Origin of the sequence: Niveispirillum lacus (genome assembly GCF_002251795.1) — a bacterium.
Classification (GTDB): Bacteria; Pseudomonadota; Alphaproteobacteria; order Azospirillales; family Azospirillaceae; genus Niveispirillum; species Niveispirillum lacus.
Window position 1 is genome coordinate 22677 of sequence record NZ_NOXU01000014.1, and the last position, 17566, is coordinate 40242.

At 63.9% G+C, this 17566-nt stretch carries 16 protein-coding genes; 8 read left to right on the forward strand and 8 right to left on the reverse strand.

Annotated elements, in window-relative coordinates; all coding sequences use genetic code 11:
* Nucleotides 1-73 precede the first annotated feature (73 nt).
* Genes CHU95_RS01140 through CHU95_RS01150 form a run of 3 tightly spaced genes read right to left on the reverse strand, consistent with a single transcriptional unit; the run spans nucleotide 74 to nucleotide 1620 of the window.
* Nucleotides 74-919 (reverse strand): protein NO VEIN domain-containing protein, encoded by an 846-nt coding sequence (locus tag CHU95_RS01140; RefSeq protein ID WP_094452882.1) that lies wholly within the window; start codon nucleotides 917-919, stop codon nucleotides 74-76.
* Between the two features lie 33 nt (nucleotides 920-952).
* Nucleotides 953-1378 carry a type II toxin-antitoxin system VapC family toxin gene (locus tag CHU95_RS01145; protein WP_094452884.1) on the reverse strand — a complete coding sequence of 142 codons (426 nt, stop codon included), beginning with the start codon at nucleotides 1376-1378 and terminating at the stop codon, nucleotides 953-955.
* Nucleotides 1378-1620, reverse strand: a complete 243-nt coding sequence (locus CHU95_RS01150; RefSeq protein ID WP_094452886.1) for a type II toxin-antitoxin system Phd/YefM family antitoxin — start codon at nucleotides 1618-1620, stop codon at nucleotides 1378-1380. The genes CHU95_RS01145 and CHU95_RS01150 overlap by 1 nt, the downstream gene beginning before the upstream one ends.
* Nucleotides 1621-2359: 739 nt before the next feature.
* On the opposite strand from CHU95_RS01150, the gene CHU95_RS22260 reads away from it, so the two are divergent.
* From CHU95_RS22260 to CHU95_RS23175, 5 genes are all read left to right on the forward strand, one after another.
* Nucleotides 2360-2533 (forward strand): hypothetical protein, encoded by a 174-nt coding sequence (locus CHU95_RS22260; protein WP_165771932.1) that lies wholly within the window; start codon nucleotides 2360-2362, stop codon nucleotides 2531-2533.
* Between the two features lie 178 nt (nucleotides 2534-2711).
* Nucleotides 2712-4217, forward strand: coding sequence for an SAVED domain-containing protein (locus tag CHU95_RS01160; protein ID WP_094452890.1), 1506 nt, complete (start codon nucleotides 2712-2714; stop codon nucleotides 4215-4217).
* 9 nt (nucleotides 4218-4226) lie between these two features.
* Complete coding sequence (locus CHU95_RS01165) at nucleotides 4227-5372, forward strand: SMODS domain-containing nucleotidyltransferase (RefSeq protein WP_094452892.1); 1146 nt, start codon at nucleotides 4227-4229, stop codon at nucleotides 5370-5372.
* A 3-nt stretch (nucleotides 5373-5375) separates the two neighbouring features.
* A complete protein-coding gene (locus CHU95_RS01170) occupies nucleotides 5376-7160 on the forward strand; it encodes a ThiF family adenylyltransferase (RefSeq protein ID WP_094452894.1) in 1785 nt (594 codons plus the stop codon).
* On the forward strand, nucleotides 7150-7653 hold the full coding sequence (locus CHU95_RS23175) for a Mov34/MPN/PAD-1 family protein (RefSeq protein ID WP_165771933.1): 504 nt from the start codon (nucleotides 7150-7152) through the stop codon (nucleotides 7651-7653). The genes CHU95_RS01170 and CHU95_RS23175 overlap by 11 nt, the downstream gene beginning before the upstream one ends.
* Nucleotides 7654-7681: 28 nt before the next feature.
* Here the strand turns inward: CHU95_RS23175 and CHU95_RS01180 are convergent, their stop codons facing one another.
* Together CHU95_RS01180 and CHU95_RS01185 are read right to left on the reverse strand one after the other, a co-directional pair.
* A complete protein-coding gene (locus CHU95_RS01180) occupies nucleotides 7682-7990 on the reverse strand; it encodes a hypothetical protein (protein WP_133065368.1) in 309 nt (102 codons plus the stop codon).
* A 176-nt stretch (nucleotides 7991-8166) separates the two neighbouring features.
* Nucleotides 8167-8703 carry a paraquat-inducible protein A gene (locus CHU95_RS01185; RefSeq protein WP_094452898.1) on the reverse strand — a complete coding sequence of 179 codons (537 nt, stop codon included), beginning with the start codon at nucleotides 8701-8703 and terminating at the stop codon, nucleotides 8167-8169.
* A 257-nt stretch (nucleotides 8704-8960) separates the two neighbouring features.
* Here CHU95_RS01185 and CHU95_RS01190 point away from each other — a divergent pair, with 257 nt between their 5' ends.
* Entirely contained in the window at nucleotides 8961-9389 is a 429-nt protein-coding gene (locus CHU95_RS01190) for a hypothetical protein (protein ID WP_133065369.1), read from the forward strand.
* A 186-nt stretch (nucleotides 9390-9575) separates the two neighbouring features.
* On the opposite strand, the gene CHU95_RS01195 is transcribed toward CHU95_RS01190, so the two are convergent.
* The 3 genes from CHU95_RS01195 to CHU95_RS01205 all read right to left on the reverse strand — a co-directional run bounded on the left by CHU95_RS01195 (nucleotide 9576) and on the right by CHU95_RS01205 (nucleotide 14443).
* Nucleotides 9576-12434 carry a UvrD-helicase domain-containing protein gene (locus CHU95_RS01195; protein ID WP_207762332.1) on the reverse strand — a complete coding sequence of 953 codons (2859 nt, stop codon included), beginning with the start codon at nucleotides 12432-12434 and terminating at the stop codon, nucleotides 9576-9578.
* Between the two features lie 227 nt (nucleotides 12435-12661).
* Nucleotides 12662-14020 (reverse strand): anti-phage deoxyguanosine triphosphatase, encoded by a 1359-nt coding sequence (locus tag CHU95_RS01200; RefSeq protein WP_094452902.1) that lies wholly within the window; start codon nucleotides 14018-14020, stop codon nucleotides 12662-12664.
* 129 nt (nucleotides 14021-14149) lie between these two features.
* Nucleotides 14150-14443: a hypothetical protein gene (locus CHU95_RS01205; RefSeq protein ID WP_094452904.1), complete on the reverse strand. Its 294-nt coding sequence runs from the start codon at nucleotides 14441-14443 to the stop codon at nucleotides 14150-14152.
* A 132-nt stretch (nucleotides 14444-14575) separates the two neighbouring features.
* Between CHU95_RS01205 and CHU95_RS01210 the strand changes: the two genes are divergently transcribed.
* Both CHU95_RS01210 and CHU95_RS01215 read left to right on the forward strand, forming a co-directional pair.
* A complete protein-coding gene (locus CHU95_RS01210; RefSeq protein ID WP_165771934.1) occupies nucleotides 14576-15595 on the forward strand; it encodes an endonuclease/exonuclease/phosphatase family protein in 1020 nt (339 codons plus the stop codon).
* Between the two features lie 417 nt (nucleotides 15596-16012).
* On the forward strand, nucleotides 16013-16552 hold the full coding sequence (locus tag CHU95_RS01215; protein WP_133065370.1) for a hypothetical protein: 540 nt from the start codon (nucleotides 16013-16015) through the stop codon (nucleotides 16550-16552).
* Nucleotides 16553-17566: the final 1014 nt, after the last annotated feature.

The following is a 17566-nucleotide window of genomic DNA, read 5'->3' on the forward strand; positions in this document are numbered from 1 at the left end:
CGGGTCTGTAACCACCGTCATTGCATAAAGAATTCATACCGATATCGAAACGATAAAATATTTGATTGGATCGTTACGAAAAGCTTGCCTGGAAGCTGGTCGCCACCAGGGAGACATGCGCCTCCAGCGGCGGGCGCAGCTCGAACGCCTGGGGCTCGCGGGCGAAGTTCCACAGGCGCAGCAGGAGCCACGCGTCCCGGCGCTCGTCGGCGACGGCCAGCTCGTTGCGGGTGACGTGGAAGGGCGTGCGTTCCCAGCCGTTGGTGGTCTTCACCTCGATGAGCCGGTCCCGCCCGTCGGGCTCGAAGCTTCGGATGTCGTATCCGGCCCCGTCGCCGTCGAGGTGGGAAACCCAGCGGATGCCGTTCGCCAGGTCGGTCCGCCCGGCGGAAAGCAGGGCGGCGTGCTCATGGGCCAGCACCCGCTCCTCGCCGGCCCGGCCCAGCGCGCGGTTGCGGGCGTCGCGCCCGGCCACGTCGTGCTTGCGGGCGACGGCGGCGATCCGGTCCAGTTCCCTGGGCGGGGGGGCGTTGCTCTGGGTCGGCGGGGGCTTGATTGACAGGATCGCGCCGCGTGCGGGGCTTGGCGTCGTGGACGTGGAAGGCGCGCCGGCCTGCGCGGCGGGGGCGAGCCAGCCCGGATGGCGTTCCAGCCAGCGCAGCACGGCGTGTTCAAGGGTAGCCTGGTAGTTGAACGCCGGCTTGTACCCAGGCATCCAGGCCTCGCCCATGCCCTGGAGCACCGCGCTGATGTTCCTGTGCTTGAACTCGATGGAAGTGCGCGGCCGGCCGGACAGCGCCTGGAGCCGCCGGTTGTGGTCGGCCTTGTTGTAGGGCCGTCCCACGACGTCGTCGGCCAGCATCGCGAAATAGTCCGCAACGATTGCGTCGTTCTCCTCGTCGGTCCAGTTATCGGCCATGGGCGGCCCCGGAGTGGTCGGCGGGGGCCTGGGTCATGCCATCAACCGCGTCGGCACGCCCAGCAGGGGACCGGCGCCGGCCAGCCGCTGGTCGAGCGTATGGACGGTGGCGCCATGTTCCGAGGCCGTCGCGAGATGGAGGGCGTCGCCGGCACGGAGCCCGAGCGCATGCTGGTCGGCGAACTTCGCGGCAGCCCGGAAGTGCCCGCCCGTCACCGGGAGGACGGTGAAGCTCTCGGAGACCAGCCTGTTGAACATGGCCAGCGCCGCCGCGCGCTGTCCCAGGTCGATCTGTCCGGTCCGGAGCTTGATGGACAGGGCGGAGGACATCTCGGTGACTGTCCAGTCGCAGATGACGAGCAGCGCCGGGTCCTGGTCCGCGAGCCACCCCTGCACGCGCGGCGTCATAGCTTCGTTGGAAAGGGCGGCGACGATCAGGGACGTGTCGAGGTAGAGCATCAGTAGCGGTCGCCGTCCCGCATCGACCTGACCAGGTCGCCGGCATCCTGGGCCTGCGGGGGCATGGTCGCCGTCAGGGAACGCAGCATGCCGGCATCGACCGGCTTGCGCGGCTTGGTCACGGCCGTCAGGTGCGCGACCGGTTTGCCGCGCCGGGTGATGTCGATGGAGGCCCCCGCCTCGACGCGATCCACGAGTTCACTTAGATGGGCCTTGGCATCCGCGAGGTTGACCGTATCCATTCGATGCTCCTGACCATATAGATGGTCATATAGTGCATGGGCCGATGGAATTCCAGTGAGTTGGGTACTCGGTTGCTGAAGCAGGACGGATACTCGCTCCATCCAGCTGCTATTACGATAAAAGCGGCCGTGAAATTACATGCTGGAGGGGGGGCGCTCGGCTCGCCAAGCTCAGCACGCTCCTTCCCGTGTCCCTGGACAAGTCTTCGATGCGTTTCGCGGCGATCATTCAGGCCGATGATGACAAACCACTGTTTCAGGTCGTCTTGACTGGGGCCAGTTAACCCGGCCGTGATCCTGGATGGATCGGGCATCGCAGCAAAATGGCTTGGGAAGTTGAATTCAAGTGCATGTGTTTTTCCCTTGCGTGCGCTTCGAGTCGTGGCCACTGAGAACGCATCCGGAACATTGGCGAAGGAACCGGACCTCGCAACGAGAAATCACGATATGTAGAAGAATCAGGGGGATAGGTAAAAAAGATAGCCTACCACATATAGGAGCAAAGGATGGGGTAGATACCAGAGATTCGACTCGGCACAAGCCCTAGGCTATCCTACAGGCGCATGCATTACGGAAAACGCCGGCCCGAAGCTTGCACCTTCGGACCGGCTTCCGTGACGCAGACCTGCATCGGTTGGAACCGCGCGCAGGTCGGCCTTGGCTCGGTCACGACCGGAGTTTATGTCCGGGCAGCCAGGTGGGCAAGCGCGGTTTCGTCGGCCAACCCCTGGAGGTTCGCATGGCCACAAATCCGCCCTCGGGCGATGGGCACCGGAACGGTGCCGTTCGGGACCGCTCGCAGTTCCAGCACCCCAACGGGCACTGGGTGAAGCGGGACACCGAGACCGGGCGTATCATGGACGTGAAGAGCGACGACAAGCCCTTCAAGGGCGTGCGCCGCGAAACCGACTGATGAGCGTGGAGGCCGTCGGCGCGCCGACGGCCTCCGGACCGAAGACCCGCAGCGTAATCGCCGAAGCTACCACAGCCGGCCCGCCACGACGGATCGGGAAGCGGAGCTTTTGTCTCTCTGACAGTTGATGCCGCTCCGTGCCCGGATGGCGACATCGTCATGCAATGGGGCGAAACTTATGTCGAAAGCACTCGCACCGCGATGGCACGGTGATAGCTACCAGTCCCGGTTCTTCTGGATCCACGCCGCATCCCTTCTCGACCCGGAGCGCCCGGAGGTAGTCGAAGTCACCTTCGAGGCGGACGGACCGAAGGCGTTCGACGACGTCGTAGTGCGCTATGATCCCGGTCGTCCACGTGCGTCCGGGCCGGGGCGCGTCACGGTCGACTATCACCAGATCAAATGGCATGCGGATCGAAGTGGGCGTTTCGGCTTCCCGGACCTTACCGAGCCGGGCTTCATCGGCGCAACATCGGTTTCCATCCTCCAGCGGCTGAAGGCCGCAAAGGAGAATGCGGAGGAAGGCGCCGCGTTCCACCTGATCACGACGGACAGGGTGCTGGACGGCGACCAGCTTGCTGAGCTGATTTCGCCGGTTGACGGGTCGTTGCGGCTTCAGGTGCTCCAAGAAGGTAAGACGGATGCCAGCCGCATGGGTAAGGTCCGTGAATGCTGGCGCGAGCATCTCGGTATGGCCTCGGACGACGAGCTGTACGCGCTCCTTGACGGCCTGCACATCACCGAGGGGCACCACTCCCTCGAATACCTGCGGAGCCAAGTCAGCCTTCATTTCCGCCTCGTCGGCTTGGTCGGCGCTGAGGACGAGACAGCATTCGTCTATGACGAGGCTGCCAAGCAGCTGCTGATCAAGAACGTCAACAAGTTCGACCGTGCCGGCTTCGAGGAGTGGTGCAGGGTGGAGAAATGGTTTCTACCGAAGAGGCCTGCTGCACGGCGCAGCGTTGCGATCGCTACCTTTCCACCAGGCGCAGCGCCCGCTCACATGCGGGCGGCGCAGCCGGAATGCAGCCTGGATATGGCGGAGCATTTCGAGGGACGCTTCCTCCGGGAAGGCGGGAGGTGGCCGGACCTTCAAAGGCCGATCGTCGAGTTCCTGACGCGGATGCTGCGTGAAAGGCCGGACATGCGGCTGTTCCTGGACGCCCATGCTTCGGTGGCGTTCCTCGCCGGGGCAACGCTCCGGTTCAAGACCGGCGCGGATGTCGAGATCGTCCAGAAGGGAATAAACAATCCGGGGCAGATATGGGATGCGCAGGACGGGAACGGCGGCCCTCCGCCGCAGATCGAGGCCGAGACGATCGGGGAGGGGCGGGACATCGCGATATCGGTGGGACTGGCGCGGGACGCGGTCCAGCAGGTTCGCGAATATGTCGCCGGCAAGCTGGCTGCCGTCGGGACCATCCTGCGGGTGGTTCCGGACGGCGGGCCTGGCCAGGCAGCCATCCGTGGCGGCGCCCATGCAGCGAGTATTGCCTCCGACGTCGCGGCTGCCGTGGCGGCAGTCCGGAAACCGGGCGGAACGGTGCATGTGTTTGTGTCCGGGCCGAACGCCTTTTCGTTCCTCCTGGGGCAGCACGCCGAGGCTATGGGACGCTGCATTCCCTACGAATTCGATTTCAGTGGCCGCGTCGACGGCAGCTATCAGCCCACCTTCAGCATCTGAGGCAATGAAATGGAGCTTCGTCCGCAGTTCGAGCAGTTCCTCCGCGACATCCGCCCGAGCGAGCGGCACAAGGAGGAATGGAAGATGGGATCTCGCACGCTGCGGGAGCGCCTCGACGCGGATCCCGTTCTGTCGCCCTTGATAGTCGCGTCCTTCCTGCAGGGCAGCGTCCGGCGGTCGACGGCGGTGCGACCGACGGGCGGCAAGCGGTCGGACGTCGATGTCGTCGTCGTGACCAAAATTGACCACAACGCCGACCAGCCGGCCGTCGCGATGGAGCGGTTCGAGCCGTTCCTGAACAGGCACTATCCCGGCAAATGGAAGCAGCAGGACCGCTCGTTCGGGATCGAGCTGTCCTACGTCGACCTCGACCTGGTGGTGACGGCCCTGCCAACCGACCCGACCGCCCGCGCCAAGTTAGAGGAGTTGTACCGTTCCAAGGCTGTCGAGACGACAAAGTCGCTGGAAGATTTGACAGGCTGGAGATTGAGCAAGAGCTGGAACCCAGACACGAGCGGGTTGGCGGCGTTCAGCTCCACCGCAACCGACGACACGGTTCCCGACGCCGATTGGAAGCCACATCCGCTCATGTTGCCGGACCGCGCGGTCAAGAAGTGGGGGCCGACCCACCCGCTTGCCCAGATCAAGTGGACCGCAGACAAGAACCGGGCGTGCAACGGACATTACATCAACGTGGTGAGGGCGTTGAAATGGTGGCGCCATGAGCATGCGGACAAACTCCCGAAGTATCCCAAGGGATATCCGCTTGAGCACATGATCGGCCACGTCTTCCCTGACGATACCCGGTGCTTGGCGCAAGGCGTGACGCTTGCCTTCGAGGGCCTGCGGGACAAGTTCGGCCTATCTGCGCAGCTTGGCATCGTACCGTACCTTGCAGATCACGGCGTGCCGACGCATAACGTCCTGAAGCGTCTGGAACCGAAGGACTTCACCGCCTTCATCAATGCGGCGACGGCCGCAGCCGACACGGCGCGCAAGGCGCTCGATTCTCAGGATGCCGAGGAAAGCGGCGGGTTTTGGCAGGAGTTGTTCGGGACGAGTTTTTCCCTGCCCGGTCCACAGGGGGGCGACCGTGCACGCGGCTTCACCGCGCCTACGGTCGCGGCCCAGCCCAAGACCGACCGCTTCGCGTAGAACATGGCCATTCCCGAACTGCTCGCGTCGGCCCTGGCCGACCTACCGGAAGACGACCGCTTCGAGCTCCTGGAAGGCTGGGTCGACCGTGGCGGTGGGGCGTGGTCGTTTCGGTTCCGGGCCCGACTGTCGGTACCCGCAAGCGAGTTCATGCCCGAATGGTCGGAATGGCACCTCGTCGTGATTGCCGGCTGCGCTAAGCCGGACATCCATGTCTACCCCGACGCGGCGAGGGGTATCACGGCGCAGTTCCCGCACCAAGCCTTCAACGCGGAGCCAAAGGATGCAGCAGCATGGCGGGCAGGCTCACCCTGCCTGGGGCGTCCTGTTTCGGCCTTCCGCCGGGAAGGCTGGAGCGGTGAACCCGCAGAGTTCGGGTATCGCGTGCAATGGAACATCGGGCGCCTTTTCTCTTGGATAGACGCGGCGGCGGCTGATCGGCTGATAGCGGACGGCGACCCGATCGAGCTGCCGACGCCGCCATCGGTTGTCGCTGGGGCGTTGGGCTTTCGGGAAACCAAGGAAGACCTGCCTTGGTGGAAGGGGACCGAGCATCGCTGGGGCTTCGCCACGGTCGTCGCCATTCCAGGCTCCATGGGTACGACTGTCGTTGTCGATTTCATGGACCCACAGCTAAGAAGCTTGAGGCAAGTGCCGTGGGGCCCTGGCATTCCCACGGCGCCAGGCCGCGTCGATGCAGTCTGGATCGTGATGCCGGTGCTCGTCGTGGGACAGCCATGGCGCTTTCCCGCGACCTGGGAGGAACTCGCCGCCTACTGCTCGGGGGCATCGGTCGACCTTCCGGCCATCATGGCGGACGCTGGTGCCAAGCTGCGCCACGTCGAGCGGCCGAGGAAGCCCGTGCCTCAGACACTGCTGGTCGGCTTCCCGATGTCCGAACTCCATGGTGCGCCTGCGGAACGGATGCACTGGCTCGCCTTTGACGGCATGCGCACCGCCAGGAGGGCCGACGTCAGGCGTGGTTTCAGCAACCGCGCCGGTGCCCGGCGGGAGTGGGACAGGGCCATGGCGGCGGAGAAGCGGCCGCTTGCCTATGAGAGGACGGCAAACTGGGCGCCCGACCAGCTGCGGCGGCGAGGCGAGGCCGAGGCTGCCGTTCGGGACAGTTCCATGCTCATCCTGGGCGGCGGGGCGTTGGGCGGTGCTTTGGCCGAGAACCTCGTTCGCATGGGCGTTTCGCGGATCGGCGTCGTGGACGCGGACCGCGTGGGTGTGGGCAACCTCAGCCGGCATGTCCTGTCGATGCGGGATGCAGGGTGGAACAAGGCAACGGCGCTGGCGAAGCGGCTGAATAGGATAATGCCGGATGCCAATGTCAGCGACTTCGGGTTCGCGTTCCCGCCGCCCGAGGACGCGGACCGAAAGAAGTTGGACGGCTGGGACGTGATCGTGGACTGCACGGCCGAGGACGAGGTGCTGCGCGCCATGGCGGAATACCCCTGGGACGGGGTGAAGGTCTTCGTCAGCCTGTCCATGACGTGGCAGGCGAGGGGCCTGGTCGCCTACGCGGACGAGCAGGCATCGTTCCCTGCAGTCGATGCAATCGAGAGGTTCGTCACTTTCTCCGACAGGCCCGACGAGGATAGGCTGGGGCTGATGGAGGGCATCGGCTGCTGGCATCCCGTATTCCCGGCATCCGCCGACGACGTCCAGCTGTGGGCGGCGGTCGGCACGAAGTTCGTCCGGCGGGCGGTGACGGAGAGGCGCCGGATTTGCGAGCATTTCATCCAGGATGCCTACGGCGCGGTCGTGCGCCATGAAGCCTGAAGCGTTGGAGTTCCGCGATCCCGCGGGATCGGGATATGCCGTGTGGCTTTCATCGGGAGCAGTGGCATCGGTCCTCGCCGCGGCCGACATCGCCGGCGGGTGCGAAACCGGTGGGATCCTGATCGGGCGCTACGATCATGGTGGCTGGACGGCGGAGGTGGTCGAGGCGACGCCGAAGCCTCCGGGATCCCATGCGGGATGGTCGTGGTTCCACCGGGGGGACGCGGGCCTGCGGGAACTGCTCGAGGCTCGGTGGGCGGCGGGCCACCACTACCTTGGCGAATGGCATTTCCACCCCGGCGGGGCGACGGCGCCGAGCGATACGGACAAGCGGACGATGTGGAGGATCGCCGCGGATGCGGCCTACCAGTGCCCACAGCCGGTTCTGGTCATACTGGGGGGTACGGTTCGCTCGAGGTGGAGCCTCTCCGCAACCGTTTTCCAGGGAGGATCCTACATCCAACTGCGCGAAGCCCGACGGCCCGTTGGATAGGTTGTCCGTATTTGTCGACGGGAATGGATCATAGGGGAAGCCCATAAACCTCGATGTTGGCCATCACCGCAGTCGGCTGCATCAGCAGCACCTCATCGTTGTCCGTGCATTCGTACCCAGCATAGGCCGTGCCGGCCATTCGGCTAAGCAAAGGTACCAGCAGGGTGCGCTGCCAGCCCTGGGGGTTGAGTCCATTTGGCCAAGTGTTCCAGCCTATCTCCACCAGGCGCCGGACGTCTGTGATACGGGCAACGGCGATTTCATGCGATACCTCCGCGGAGATCAAGTACGGGGCGCCGGATGGTGCCGGTGTCGGAACCCACCGTGCATACTGCATGGCGGTTTCCCTGCTCCGGCTGAAGAATCTCGGTTCTTGGATATCATCCAGGGCGAGGCAGGGGTTTGCCCGCCATGCCCCGCGGTATAGCCGCGTCCCGGCAGGAACGTTGGCGGCAGCGACCCGGGGCTGGTAGTTCCCGAACATGGTTTCCAATCCCACCGCCAGTGCTTCCCCTACGTCGCTGCGGCGGCTATCGGCGCCGCCGGCGTCCCGCCCTCCGCACCCCTCCGGCAGGCCCGCTTCAACAGCCAGCTCGCCGCCATGCTCAGCAGGAACGCGGCGACAAGCAACGTGACGGCCGTACCGGTCGTCATCCGGGCGGGGTACTTGTCCAGCTTCATCCCCGCCACCACGATGGCAGCGACGAAGATGTCCAGCATCGCCCAGCGGCCGATCGCGTCCAGTGGTTTCAGCGCGGCGGCCGACAGCCGCAACCCCAGACGGAGCCACGCCCAGTACGCCAGCATGAGGGCTAGCTTGCAAAGCGGGACCACGAGGGCGAAGAGCAGCAGGATGCCCGCGACCATGTAGTCGCCGTCGTTGACCAGCATGCGCAGCACGTCTACCAAGCGAACCTGCTCGTTGAAAAAGAAAAGCAACTTCGCCTCCATTACCGGGACTGCCCAGGCCCCCACGAGGCACCCGGCCGATTCCAGGATCATGATCGGAATCAGGAAGCCGGGACGGAGTTTGCTGTCGACTCTCTTCATTGATCATACTCCATGGCAAGGTGCCCGGATGGCGCCTTGGACGTCAGTTTATCGAATGTTGGTGGGAACTCCGGTCTCGGCCCCACGCACCGAAGACGCCGTCGCCGTTGTTAAGAGGCCGGCTATGACCATCGCATGCATCATCTTCTTTTCTGGCGAGGCCCGTGGCCGACGGCGGGCGGAAAATCGGGAAGACCTACACTTTAATAGCATAAGCTGTTAGTCCTGATCAGTCTTCAATGAGAAGGAATATCATCTTGCGCGTCCTCATCTTCACGGCCTTGCCGGCGATTCTCTTCGCCGGTGCCGCGAACGCTTCGGGGCTGGACCTGGCCCAAGTCGCGGGAAAGCCGAAGCCCGCCGTGGAGAAGGTCCTGGGGAAGGCGGACTCCTGCGGGACGGTCTCGCCGTCCAAGGTCGGGAAGGTCCCCAAGTGCGTCTTCCAAGGCGGCAAGGTCGAGATCGTCTTCATCGACGGGAAGGCGGACTGGATCACCGTCTACGCGCCGGGCGTCCGCTTTGACCAGGATGCCATCGCTGCCCTCGGGCTGGCGGCAAGGAAACCGGACTTCTCCAACGCCTTCACCATGCGGTGGAAGGGCATCGGCGGGTATCGGGAGGTGGCGGCCTTCCCAGGTGCGGGGAATGAGGTTGATTACCTGTATGTGAGGGCCGTTACCGACTGAGAAATGGAGCGGAAGGCGACGGTCGTCCGAAGGCACTCGATCTGCATTGCATCTCTGGGCGATGACGGCTGGTCAGCAGCGTTGTCGAACCATCTCGGCATTGGCCTGCCGCGAAGGGCCCCCACACGTCCCTATGGCTGCGCCGGCACCCGCCCAGGGACTGATTTCAAAGATGTAGCCTCGGCGTCAGAATCGATTTCGGCGGCGCGTCCTTGGGGTGGAGAACTGCGTGCCTCTCGGTGCCTTCGGCTTCCCGAAACATGCTGGGAATCGGGCGCAGCTGAGGAAGTTGCCATGGCTTCCATTGCGTTCGACCAGCCAGCCATCTTTGCACTCTGGACAGGCTGGAAAACAGGCACCGCATTCACATCTAACCTCGGATGTTCCATCAGTGCGGTGTGGCAAAGCGGTTTGGCAGGCCGGACATGCAGGCAGCGAGTTTCCGCAGTGCTGGTCGTGTTCGCAGCGATACCGGATGTGGCCATTCCGCCCTGCGACGCCGAGCAGCCGCCCTCCGCACTCGCCACACACGCAGTCTTCCTGTTTCCCGCCGGGTTCTGACACGATGCCGTAGGCGGGGTCTTCACGGAGTTCGGTCACGAAGGACGACGGCCGCGCGTTCGAGGCGAGGATCGTCAGGGTATGGCGGGCCCGGGTCATTGCTACGTACATCACTCTGCGTTCCTCGGCGTTCGGGAATGCCTCTTCCTCCGGGGAAACCATTGACAAAAGGGAGTCGTCGACGATTTCCGATGGGAAGCCAAAGCGCCCGCTGTTGGCATTCAGCACGATCACATGGTCGGCTTCGCTACCCTTGGAGGCGTGGATGGTATCAAAGCTGATCTCCAGCCGCGGAAAACGCGCTTTCAAGGCCGACATGTCTGGTTTGATGAAGCTGTACCGGCCGAGAAGCAGCGCCGTTGCAGCTTCGGCTCCCGGTGCCACAGTGGCTGACAAGCCATTGAGAACCTCAGACAGCTTCGCCTCACTGTCATGCTTCGGCACCGTCACGATCTTGATGGCCGGTTCGGTTGCGGTTCCCGCTGGAACAACCTGTTTCCGGATCTGTGCCGGGTTCCGCAGGACGAAGGTCCTCGCGGCGAAGGCGATCTGGTCGACGGAGCGAAAAGTGCGCCCCAGATCGACGGTCCTGTGTATGTCAGCCTCGCCATCGAAGCGGCCGCCGAACTCGCGCCCGAAATGGCGCATTAGATGGAGGTCGGACCCGGCGAATCGGTAAATCGCCTGCCAGTCGTCGCCAACGGCGAAGATGCGCACGTCTGGATGTTGGTTCTTCAGCGCCTTCAACAGCCGGGCACGGCCTGGCGAGATATCCTGGAACTCATCGACGAGGATGTGCCGGAACGGGCTGGTATAGCGTCCTGTCTCGACGTACCGCGCCGCGCGTAGGACCATGTCCTCGAAGTCGATCCGATCGTCGAGCTGTCTTTGGTACTCCTCAAAGACTGCCGCGAAGACGTCAAGGAACGCACTAGCCCGATTCCCCAGCCCCTTTTTCTTGGACGTGTCCCTGCAATCCTGCAGGCTGTAGCCACCTTCCTTGAACTTGCGCAGGAAAATTCCGAGCAGCGTCGAGAAGTCGTCGACCTGCTTCATCTCGACGATCCGATCGTAGATCGTATCGGCTGGTCGCGGTTTCAGGGTGACATGGGGCGCCAGCTTTTCGGCGAGGCCGGTCAGCAACCGCCCGTCTTGCCTTTCACCGCTGTAGGTCTCGATCAGGATGGTTCCGTGCTCGGCGTGGACCCGGCGCTTCCACTCCATGCTGGCGAGGTATTCGTCGCGGTCGACGAACGGCGCCGTGACAAGCTGCTCGCCACCGTCAGCCGTCTTCTCACGGCGAACCCCGAAGTGCTCGATGTAAATGCCGCTTTCCCTCAGCCGGAAGTCTGGCTGGTAGTCCCGCCTGCCAGTTTCAGGAACCTTGTGCTCGTAGGGAGGTTCGTACTCGTATTCGATGCCGTTCTCATAAAGCCAGTTGGCGATCTGCAACTCTTCGTAACTCTTGACCTTCCCACCCTGCAGGGTACGCAGGTCCTGTGCCTCCATGTGGGTGTAAAAATCGTGCTTGGTCTTGAAGTTCCATTCGGTCTTTGGCTCGACCATGAAATGCGCGAACCACTGGATGGCCGCCGTCGAGACGTTCGGCAACCTGTGGACCAAGTCATTCAGAATCTGCCTGATCACGTTGAAGTAGGCCAATTCGTCGTCAGCGTGAGCCGCAAGCGGAGGCTTCGTTCCCTCAACGATGCCGATGATATCGTTGGCAATCGCGTGGAAGGTGCGTGCCACTATGGGCTCCCCGGATCTGGCTTCGACCCGTTCCGACATTTGTCTGGCCGCTTTCTTGCCAAATGCCAGCAGCAGGATTTCTTCCGGTTGCCGAATGCCCGCCCTTACCAGATATATGGCTTTCGCTGCGATGACGCTGGTCTTGCCCGACCCGGCTCCGGCGAGCACAAGCGTCGCATCCTCATCCACGACAACGGAGAGGCGCTGCTCCGGTGTCAACTCCCTGCTCTCGACGGTGTCGAAGAAATGTTTCCTCCGCTCCAGTTCAGCGGTGACGAATGCAGAAATGCCTGCGGCTCGTGCCGTTCGCGGGTCGCTCACGAACTCCCGTGCGGGCGCAACTCGTGCCATCGCGTCGGGGCCGACGGCCTCGGCCCGCAGCTTCGACAGCAGCTTGACATCCAGGGCACGAGCCTTCTCCAGGAGGGGAGCGACCTGACACGCGGCGGGATAGCTGGACGGTGCTGCCAGCGCCTGCACTCCGGCGAGGATACTGTCCAGCCACACCGTTTCCCGCTCGAGGGCTGCGAGGCTGGATCGGACCCATGCCTCCTTGACCTCTTTGGAGAACTGCCGGGCGTCAAGGTTGGCGGCGCCCTTCAGCGTGACATCGCCATGCTCGTCCGAACTGATTGTGAGGACGGCTCCGAGCACTCCCTCCCGGAAGGTGGGCGCGCGTGCCAGCGACAGCAGCGAGATGGTCGTGACTTCGCTGCGGCGCGTGAAGTGCATGTGATCCCCGTCTAGCTCCATCGTGCAGACCGACTTGCCGAAGGGATCAGCCAAAATTCTGAACAGAAGGCGTTGCTGTAGTCGAGTCAATGAACTGGGCCTCTCCGCGTTCCTGAGCTCGCAGCGTCGAGCGTGGCGTCCCCGCGCATGTTGCGGCAGGGAATTCGACCAGGTATTAAACGACCAGGTATTAAAGACTGACCAGATGCCGCCTTCGGCCTGGCTCCCTAAATCTCGTCGAACACCGAGCCCATCCTAGGGCTGAACAGGCGCTCGTAGGTGCGCAGCAGGAAGCCATCGGTCATCCCCGAGACATGGTCGCAGACGATGCGCATACCGTCGTCCGCCGCCCCGTAGCGGGTACGGGTGCCCTCCGGGAGCAGCGATCCCGGGTCGGCCGCCAGCGCCTCGAACACCGCGACGACCATGTTCTGGCCCTTGAACTCGAGTTGCTGCACCGCGGCGCTCCTGATGACCTTCTCCCACACCGCCCTCTTCAGCGCCTTGAGGAACGCCTGCGGGCGTTCGGGCAGGTTGACGCGGTATCGCAGCAGGGGGGTCCCGAATGCATCTTCGGTCCGGATTTCGACCGAGGTGATCAGATACGTGACCATCCGGCCGATGGTCCGCTTGAGCGTCCGCCGGTCGCCGGTGAGCGCGCCGACGAACCCCGCATGGGAGGCGGTGCCGGAACCCTCCCGCTCCCCCAGGTATTCCAGGAAGCCCGCGCACGCCTCCTCGGAAACCGTCGACGCCACGTCGCCGGCGTCCATGAGGCGCGTAGCGAGCGCGTCCTCCAGGTCGTGGACGCCGAACGCGATGTCGTCGGCGAGGTCCATGATGCTGCAGTCGAAGGACTTGTGCCGCGTCCTGCCATGGTCGCCGTCGACCGGATCCCAAGACGTGAACAGGTCCCGGTCGGCGTTCGGCAACGGGTCGAGCAGCCAGTCGACGACGTCGCGCTCGGTGTCCAGGTAGCACTTGGGCGGCCGGCAGGCCTTCCGGTCTATCAGGCGCACGGCCGAGGTCCCCGCGAGTAGCGCCGGCTGGAGCCTCGCGTCGGCGCTCAGCACCGCGCCCATCGGCGCGGGATACTTGAGGATGCCGAGCAGCGAGCGGCGCGACAGGTTGGCGCCGTTGGCCTCGGAGAAGCTCTCCAGCCGGCTGAGGATGCGCAGCGTCTGCCCGTTGCCTTCGAAGCCACCGGTTCCCCGCATGCAATAGTGCAGCGCGACCTCTCCGCCGTGCCCGAACGGCGGATGGCCGAGGTCGTGCGTCGCGCCGATCGCTTGGATCATGGTCAGGTCGGGGATCCACGGCGCCGCTGGGTGGGAGGCGAAGTCCCGCTGAAGCTGGCGGGCGATGCCGCCGGCGACCTGGGCGACCTCGATCGAGTGGGTGAGCCGGTTGCGGTAGAAGTCGCTGTCGCCGAGGTTCAGGATCTGGGTCTTGCCCTGCAGCCGGCGGAAAGACGCGGAGTGGACGACCCTGGCGTAGTCGGTGGCTGCGGCGTCGCGTGCGTCGGCCCGGCCCGGCGTCCAGTTCTCGCGACGTTCGCTCCAGATCTCGGCATTGGCGTCGGCCATGTTCCTGCGGTTCCCCAAGGTCACCGCTCCTGGTCGGCGGCATCGTTCCATGGAAGGGAGCATATTGGGCCGGCGAAGGCAAATCGACCCGGTGAAGCGTGCCCATCCGTTACGGGGGCGCCGTGACCGTCACTTCGCCTTCGCCCCATTCGCTCGCCGGTAGTCCGCCACCATCTTGTCTGTGACGTCCTCGGGGAAGCACAGCGGCGCCCGACCGCCCGGCTTGCTGTAGGCGCTGCGCTTCCCGCACCGGCTGCCGTTGCTGGCCGTGTTGTACGGGCAGGGGCAGTTGCCGGGATATGATGCGATGGACTGTTGGATAATAGCCTGCCTGACCTGTTCGTCGGTCTGGTTGAGCGCCGCGGCCGGCGGGGCCGGGAACGCCAGCAGCACCAGCAGGAAGACGGACAAGGCGCGGTTCATCTGGCTTCCCCCAGTTGCCTTCGGGTTGCGGCGGGAGGCCGCCATTGGATGGTGAATGGGCTCACACAGATTTCAATTGGAATGTGATATGGAGCCTATGCAACAGGCTATATTTCAGGAACGATGCTGAACATGTCCCGCCGGCTGTTTCGCTCCGTATCTTTTGCAATCGCGCTGCTGGCCTGGGCTGGCGTTCCCGGTGCCGCGGCGGACAAGCCCGCCTGCACCGTCGGCCCCCTGAAGCTGGCCTCCTTCAACATCCAGTTCCTGGGCTCGTCCGCCAAGCGGGACAACGAAGGCTTGGCAGACCTGGTGAGGGACCAGGACATCGTCCTCGTCCAGGAACTGATCGCCCCGCCTTTCGCCGGCAGCTTCCCGCCGAACCCGGACGGGACCGTGGAAGCTTTCAAGCCCGATCCACAGGCGGCCGCCTTCTTCGAGGCGATGCGGAGCCGCGGCTTCTTCTGGGTCATGTCCGAGGAGGATACCGGCAGCGGCGACCGCATCCACCTGAACTCCACGGCCACCGAATGGTGGGTGGCTTTCTACAAGCCCCAGGCGGCCGCCCCGGCAAACGACCTGCCGGGCGGGTTCCTTGCGTCCGACCGGTCGAACCATCCCGACTATGAGCGGGTGCCGTTCGCCTTCCCGTTCCGAAACTGCTCCGGCACGATGGACTTCGTGCTGGTATCGGTGCACCTACAGCCCGACGACGGGCCGGCCCCGCGCCAGCGCCGCCAGCACGAGATCGCTTCGATCAGCCAGTGGATCGACGCCCAGGCGGGGAACGGGGAGCGCGACTACCTCATCGTCGGCGACACGAACATTCAGGACTGCGGCGAGCTGGCCCAGGCGCTGCCGCCAGGGTACCAGTCGCTGAACGCCGGCTGCGTCGCGACCAACACCAACGTCAAGGGTCCCAAGCCCTACGACCACGTCTTCTACCGCCCCGCAGCCACGGCTCCCGAGATCGACCAGGCCTTCGGTTTCAAGGTGGTCGGCCTGGTCGACGCGATGAGGAACCGATGGCAGCAGTTCGGGACCGGTCCCTATCCGGGCGACCCGTACAGGCATGACGACTTCCGGCAGGTCTATTCCGACCACAGCCCGGTGCTGTTCCGGATGGTCGCGGCGGGCCGGGACGACGACTGAGGTTGGCCGGTGAGGAAATCCCCGCCCGGTGGGGCGGGGGGAGGCAGGCAGGAACTCCGAACTTTTCCCCGTAAAGCCGATGGCGCGGTAGCGCCATCCACCGGTGCCGCAGGCACCGGAGACAGCCGGGCGCGGACGCGCCCGGAAGCGGGAGGTGGTGAGAGGGGGAGTCGGAGCAGACCTTGGCACTTGGTGGTGTTCGCCCTCATTGACTGTGTCTCTCCGCTGGGATTCGGGACGCCGATGCTCAACAATGCGGGGACGACCGGGATGCGGTGCACGAAGGCGGGTTCCGGCTAGGTGTTGGGCCAGCAATCCCACGGCGCCGTTCAGCCTATCTCGATCCATGACGAGGTCGGGGCCGTCGGGCGTTGCCCAGGATGCGCTTGTACTCACAAACGTTATGGAGATTCCAAATTGAAACATGCTATCGAACTGCGATGGTCAGTCACGATATCGGTCGGGTTCATTGTGAAACATAGCCTCACTGCAATATCCGTTCTCGTTTGCGCAACACTGCTTCCATTCTCCGCCTATGCCGGCGGCTGGCAGTCTACGCAATGGGGCATGTCCCTCCCGCAAACCGTGGCCGCCTCCCGGGGGGCGGCGGTTCCGCTGACTGATCAGGAAGAAATTGAGGGGCAGCGCAAGGAGGGCTATGGAAGTCCCAAGCTGAGGATGCCGTATGCCTCGGGTGAGTTCAACTTCACGGCCTTCTTTTATTTCAGGGATGAAAAGCTCGCCGAGGTCTCGCTGAAGTTGGCCAGCGGGGATCCCAACTCCTTGGTCGGCGCCCTTCGCGGAAAATACGGGAAGGAGTTTCACCTTAACGAAAGCGGCTTCCTGAAGATCCACACCTGGAGACACGAAGGGGACCAAGTCAGCTTGACGATCATTGGCTCCAGCGCGAGCGTTGCCTACCATCCCCTCCTGAACGATTCCAACAAGGGTCTTTAGGATCGGGTTCATAAGGCTGTGCTTCTGTGTAGGGTGGGCAGCAACAGCGGCGCGGCGGAACCCGTCGGCGGAATCGCTTGATGGCACCGTCGACGAAACGTGTTCTGGCATCGTTCAGGGTTGGGTGAAGCGTGGTGGGTTGGGTGTGGTCGGAAATCCCGGCTGAGGTGCCAGGAGGGAGGCTAGGGGCTGCTTTTGGGCAGCCATAGCGTCGATCCGGGGCGTGGGCGCCGGAGGCGCCGAGGGGCTGAACACGCTGGGGAAGGGTGGGACGGCGGCGCAAGAGGGGTGGGGGCGAGGTTTCGAGAGGGTGCGCCGCGGGCGCACCCGGGTCGAGAGGTGAGAGCGTGGGGGAGGCTGACCTGAGGGGTTTTGGCGGCTGCCCCCAGAAATACCCCCGATACCCCCAACGTACCCCCAATGTTTGGGGGTACTGGGGTTGGTCGGTAAGCTATTGTTTTATATAGATATTTTATAATAGATGTAAAATAAATCGATAGATACCCCCAAACCCCCAGCAATATACCCCCCACGCGCGGGCGCGCTCGACGCGCATGCGCCCATGTGCGCGTCGAGCGCACGCATGTGCACGTGTATGTTCGGAATTTTTCCGGGGGTGCGATAAAAATTGCGACTAACCAATTGATATTAAACGCTAAAAAGTACCCCCAAGAACTGGGGGTGGTGGGGGTGCTTTTCCGCTAGATACAAAATAGGGTGCAACCCATTGGAATAGAAGGAAATTATGAAGAATGCCGCTCCTCCAACAGATTCGACCCAAAAGCCACTAGATAATTGATTCTAATACAAAATCCATATCCATGAGCCTTTACCCCCACTTGGCTCCGTATATGCGGAACTCGGCCTGCCTGGCCCACACCTTCACCTCTCGCATGATGGCGCCTCGGCGCCATCTCCCCCGGCGCCGCGGGCGCCGGAATCCAGGAGGCGCCTTGCGCCTCCACACGCGGCGGCGTCGGCGGCCATCGCGCGAAACCCGCCAACACCCACCCT

Excerpts from the sequence above, each read along its gene's own strand:
- CHU95_RS01140 (WP_094452882.1), bottom strand. The coding sequence starts at position 919 with ATGGCCGATAACTGGACCGACGAGGAGAACGACGCAATCGTTGCGGAC.
- CHU95_RS01145 (WP_094452884.1), bottom strand. The coding sequence starts at position 1,378 with ATGCTCTACCTCGACACGTCCCTGATCGTCGCCGCCCTTTCCAACGAA.
- CHU95_RS01150 (WP_094452886.1), bottom strand. The coding sequence starts at position 1,620 with ATGGATACGGTCAACCTCGCGGATGCCAAGGCCCATCTAAGTGAACTC.
- CHU95_RS22260 (WP_165771932.1), top strand. The coding sequence starts at position 2,360 with ATGGCCACAAATCCGCCCTCGGGCGATGGGCACCGGAACGGTGCCGTT.
- CHU95_RS01160 (WP_094452890.1), top strand. The coding sequence starts at position 2,712 with ATGTCGAAAGCACTCGCACCGCGATGGCACGGTGATAGCTACCAGTCC.
- CHU95_RS01165 (WP_094452892.1), top strand. The coding sequence starts at position 4,227 with ATGGAGCTTCGTCCGCAGTTCGAGCAGTTCCTCCGCGACATCCGCCCG.
- CHU95_RS01170 (WP_094452894.1), top strand. The coding sequence starts at position 5,376 with ATGGCCATTCCCGAACTGCTCGCGTCGGCCCTGGCCGACCTACCGGAA.
- CHU95_RS23175 (WP_165771933.1), top strand. The coding sequence starts at position 7,150 with ATGAAGCCTGAAGCGTTGGAGTTCCGCGATCCCGCGGGATCGGGATAT.
- CHU95_RS01180 (WP_133065368.1), bottom strand. The coding sequence starts at position 7,990 with ATGCAGTATGCACGGTGGGTTCCGACACCGGCACCATCCGGCGCCCCG.
- CHU95_RS01185 (WP_094452898.1), bottom strand. The coding sequence starts at position 8,703 with ATGAAGAGAGTCGACAGCAAACTCCGTCCCGGCTTCCTGATTCCGATC.
- CHU95_RS01195 (WP_207762332.1), bottom strand. The coding sequence starts at position 12,434 with ATGCACTTCACGCGCCGCAGCGAAGTCACGACCATCTCGCTGCTGTCG.
- CHU95_RS01200 (WP_094452902.1), bottom strand. The coding sequence starts at position 14,020 with ATGGCCGACGCCAATGCCGAGATCTGGAGCGAACGTCGCGAGAACTGG.
- CHU95_RS01205 (WP_094452904.1), bottom strand. The coding sequence starts at position 14,443 with ATGAACCGCGCCTTGTCCGTCTTCCTGCTGGTGCTGCTGGCGTTCCCG.
- CHU95_RS01210 (WP_165771934.1), top strand. The coding sequence starts at position 14,576 with ATGTCCCGCCGGCTGTTTCGCTCCGTATCTTTTGCAATCGCGCTGCTG.